The organism is Corallococcus exercitus (assembly GCF_003611585.1).
Classification (GTDB): domain Bacteria; phylum Myxococcota; class Myxococcia; order Myxococcales; family Myxococcaceae; genus Corallococcus; species Corallococcus exercitus.
In genome coordinates, this window is record NZ_RAVW01000649.1 from 1 (window position 1) to 3,457 (window position 3,457).

At 70.3% G+C, this 3,457-nt stretch carries 4 protein-coding genes; 2 read left to right on the plus strand and 2 right to left on the minus strand.

Going from position 1 to position 3,457, the window contains the following annotated elements; translation table 11 throughout:
- Positions 1-830, plus strand: an 830-nt coding sequence (locus D7W79_RS40245) for a M23 family metallopeptidase (RefSeq protein WP_147442308.1), incomplete at its 5' end; no start/stop codon positions are given.
- A gap of 77 nt (positions 831-907) precedes the next feature.
- Positions 908-2,197 (plus strand): hypothetical protein, encoded by a 1,290-nt coding sequence (locus D7W79_RS40250; protein ID WP_120530502.1) that lies wholly within the window; start codon positions 908-910, stop codon positions 2,195-2,197.
- Between the two features lie 46 nt (positions 2,198-2,243).
- On the opposite strand, the gene rsmI is transcribed toward D7W79_RS40250, so the two are convergent.
- Positions 2,244-3,077: a 16S rRNA (cytidine(1402)-2'-O)-methyltransferase gene (gene rsmI, locus D7W79_RS40255; protein ID WP_120530503.1), complete on the minus strand. Its 834-nt coding sequence runs from the start codon at positions 3,075-3,077 to the stop codon at positions 2,244-2,246.
- A gap of 12 nt (positions 3,078-3,089) precedes the next feature.
- On the minus strand, positions 3,090-3,455 hold the full coding sequence (locus tag D7W79_RS40260; RefSeq protein ID WP_120530504.1) for a YraN family protein: 366 nt from the start codon (positions 3,453-3,455) through the stop codon (positions 3,090-3,092).
- Between the last annotated feature and the right edge of the window lie 2 nt (positions 3,456-3,457).

Sequence of the window (3,457 nt, forward strand, 5' to 3'; positions counted from 1 at the left end):
CGCCCGCGCCCACCGACCCCGTGAAGGCCGCCGGCCTGGAGCGCGCGTCCATCCGCATCGAGGGCCCGCTGGAGACGGCGCTCGTCCAGGCCTCCGACGCCACCGTGGGCCCCGCCCTGGCCCAGGTGGTGACACGCACGCTGGTGTGGTGGGTGCGCGTACCCGGGGAGATCCTCCGGGGGGACACGCTGGACGTGATCTACCAGCGCCGCCCCAACGAGGAGCCGCTGGTGTACGCGGTGCGCTTCGTGAGCGGCAAGACGGGCCAGACGCACCGCGCCTACCGCTTCACGCCCGCAGGGGAGCCGAACGCCCACTACTACCTGCCCAGCGGTGAAGAGCTGGAGCTGCGGATGGAGAAGTCGCCCATCGACAGCTACGAGCAGATCACCTCCCTGCTGCGCGACGGCCGCGGCCACAAGGGCGTGGACTTCCGCGCCCCGGTGGGCACCACCGTCCGGGCGCCCTTCGCGGGCGTCATCAAGCGCAAGAACTGGAACTTCGGCAGCAACGGCAACTGCATCGAGCTGGTGGAGTCCGGAGGCAAGGGCCGCCGCGCCCTCTTCCTGCACCTGTCGGAGCTGCCCCGCACGGTCCAGGCCGGGATGCGCGTGTCCGCGGGCCAGGTCCTGGCCCAGAGCGGCAACACGGGCCACTCCTTCGCCCCCCACCTGCACTACCAGCTGATGACGGGGGACGACCGGGTCCTGGACCCCTTCGACCAGCACAAGACCTTCCGGGCGGCCCTGGTGGCCTCCCAGAAGGGCGCCTTCGACGCCGAGGTCCAGCGGCTGGACGGACTGCTCGGGACGCCCGTGGCCGGCAAGTAAGGCCCACCCATTTCTTGACACTCCTCCGACGGCACGGCTAGCTGGCAGGCCTGGGCCGTGGTCGTCGGAGGTAGTGGATGCACAGGTTTCGCGCCGTCATCGCCGCGCTGACGCTGGGCGTGCCTTTCGCCGCCAGCGCTGCGGACATCACCCGGATTGCCTCCTCGTTCGAGGACGATGATCCGTTCGACCTCTTCCTCGACGTGGGCTTCGAGCGCACGCAGACGCGCGCGAAGATCGTCCGCGAGCAGCTCGGCGGCGAAGGCGCCACCGACGTCCGGGAGGTCAACGAGCTCTGGTACAAGGGCGTGGACGCGCGGCTGAATCTGGCCGTGGCCTTCGGTCTCTGGAAGGACCTGGAGTTCAGCTTCAAGCTGCCCATCGTCTTCCAGCAGAACGAAACCTGGAACTTCGTGTCCGGCACGAACCAGCGCAACTCGACCATCACCAACAGCTGCTTCGACGCGGACGGCTCGCCCTACAAGGACGGAGCTGATGGCTGCGCGGGCCGGCTGTTCCAGGTGCCCCAGGAGAGTTACCGGGGCGGTCTGGGCAACGTGCACTTCGGGCTGGCGTACGCCTTCTTCAACCAGGAGAAGGACGACACCAAGCCCACGTGGATCGTCGGCATCGACTACGAGGCGCCCACCGCCAAGCTGCGCGACCCGAGCCTGGACAACACGGACCCGGATGGCGACCGCGGCAACGTGGGCGACCGCGTCCACAAGTACGAGCTCTACACGGCCTTCTCGCGGCGCATGGGCGTGGCGGAGCCGTACTTCAAGGCGTCCCACACCATCCCGGTGCGCGGCCCCGGCGCCTACTCCAACTGCGACCAGTTCGGCGCCAACCCGCCCAACCTGGGCGCCCCGGACAACTGCTACAAGGCGCCGTGGACCCGCAAGGAGACGGGCATCCATGCCCCCTCGCAGACGGCGATCACCTTCGGCATGGAGCTGGTGCCCTTCGAGAACGCGGCGAAGTCCCAGAAGTTCACCCTGGACCTGCGGCTCCTGGGCAACTACGTGGGCCGCGGCCGGTACTACAACGAGCTGAGCTCCGCGCTGCGCAAGCTGCTCACCTCCGACGACTACCTCCAGGTGGGTGGCCAGTTCGCCGTCACCGCCGCCGCCGCCCAGGCCTTCACCATCCACGCCTCCGGCAAGTTCCTCTACAACACGGACCACCTGCTCACGACCGAGGCCATCGGCCAGGACCTGAACGGCGACGGCACCGTGGACACCGCCCCGGGCTCGGCGGAGCTGAACCCCACGTTCGACTGGCGCTACGACACGGTGTCCCGCCGCTTCCGGGCCATCCAGAGCACCACGTTCCGCTTCGACCTGGGCGCGACCTTCAGCTTTTGAGCACCCCGGCCTGACGAAGCAGCGGCGGGGCTCGCTTGCCGCTGCTTCAGCGCTGCTTCAACCCCAGGCCCAGCCGGTACACGTCCTGGCCGGGCCATCCCGCGCGGCGGGCCAGCTCGGTGCTCAGCGGCTTGAGCTTTTCGCCGCGAGCCAGGCCCGCCTCCAGCGCCCGGCGCAGTTCGTCCTCGCTCCAGCGCTGCTCGCCGGTGCGGCCCTCCACCAGCACCACCACCTCGCCCCGGGTCTCCTCGCCCGCGTAGCGCGCGACGAGGGTGGACAGCGGACCCCGGACGAACTCCTCGTGCAGCTTGGTCAGCTCGCGCGCCACGCACGCGCGCCGGTCGCCCCAGGCCTCCTGGAGGTCGGCCAGCGTCTCCGCCAGGCGGCGCGGGGACTCGTAGAGGACGCAGGTGGCTGACAGGGGGGCCACTTCATCCAGCATGGCCCGGCGCTCCGGCCCCTTGCGCGGCAGGAAGCCCAGGAAGTGGAAGCGCCCGGTGGGCAGCCCCGACGCGCTCAGGGCGGCTACCAGCGCCGTGGGCCCGGGCACCGGCTCCACCTTCAGGCCGCGCTCCAGCGCCTCCGCGACCAGCTTCTCCCCCGGGTCGCTGATGCCGGGACTGCCCGCGTCGGTGATGAGCGCGCAGTCATCCCCCGCCTCGATGCGGTCCAGGATGCGCCCGGCGCGCTGCCCTTCCGCGAAGGCGGGCAGGCTCACCAGGTCCTTCCCGGCGATGCCGAAGTGGTCCAGGAGGATGCGCGAGTGCCGGGTGTCCTCGCACGCGAGGAAGCCCACGGTGCGCAGCGTTTCCAGGGCCCGGGCGGTGACGTCCCCCAGGTTCCCGATGGGCGTGGCCACGAGGTAGAGCGTTCCAGCCAAGGAAGGATTCCTTTACATGCCAGCGTCGAAGGCGGCGGGCAGGTGCTCCACCCGGGCGTGCTCGCCCTGGCCCACGACGGAGATGACGTCGAAGCGCACCATGCGCCCGTCGATGCCGTTCTGGAAGAGGTAGTGCAGCGCGGCCTTCACCACCCGGCGCTGCTTGGCGAAGGACACGGTGTGCGAGGGGTCTCCCCACGCCGCGGTGGAGCGCATGCGCACCTCCACGAAGCACATGAGTTCGCCCTGCTCCGCCACGATGTCCAGCTCTCCGTAGCGGCACGTCCAGTTGCGCGCCACCACCCGGAAGCCCTTCGACTCCAGCAGGCGCACGCCCTCCGCCTCCGCCACGTTCCCCACGTCCCGCCGCGTTCCCATCC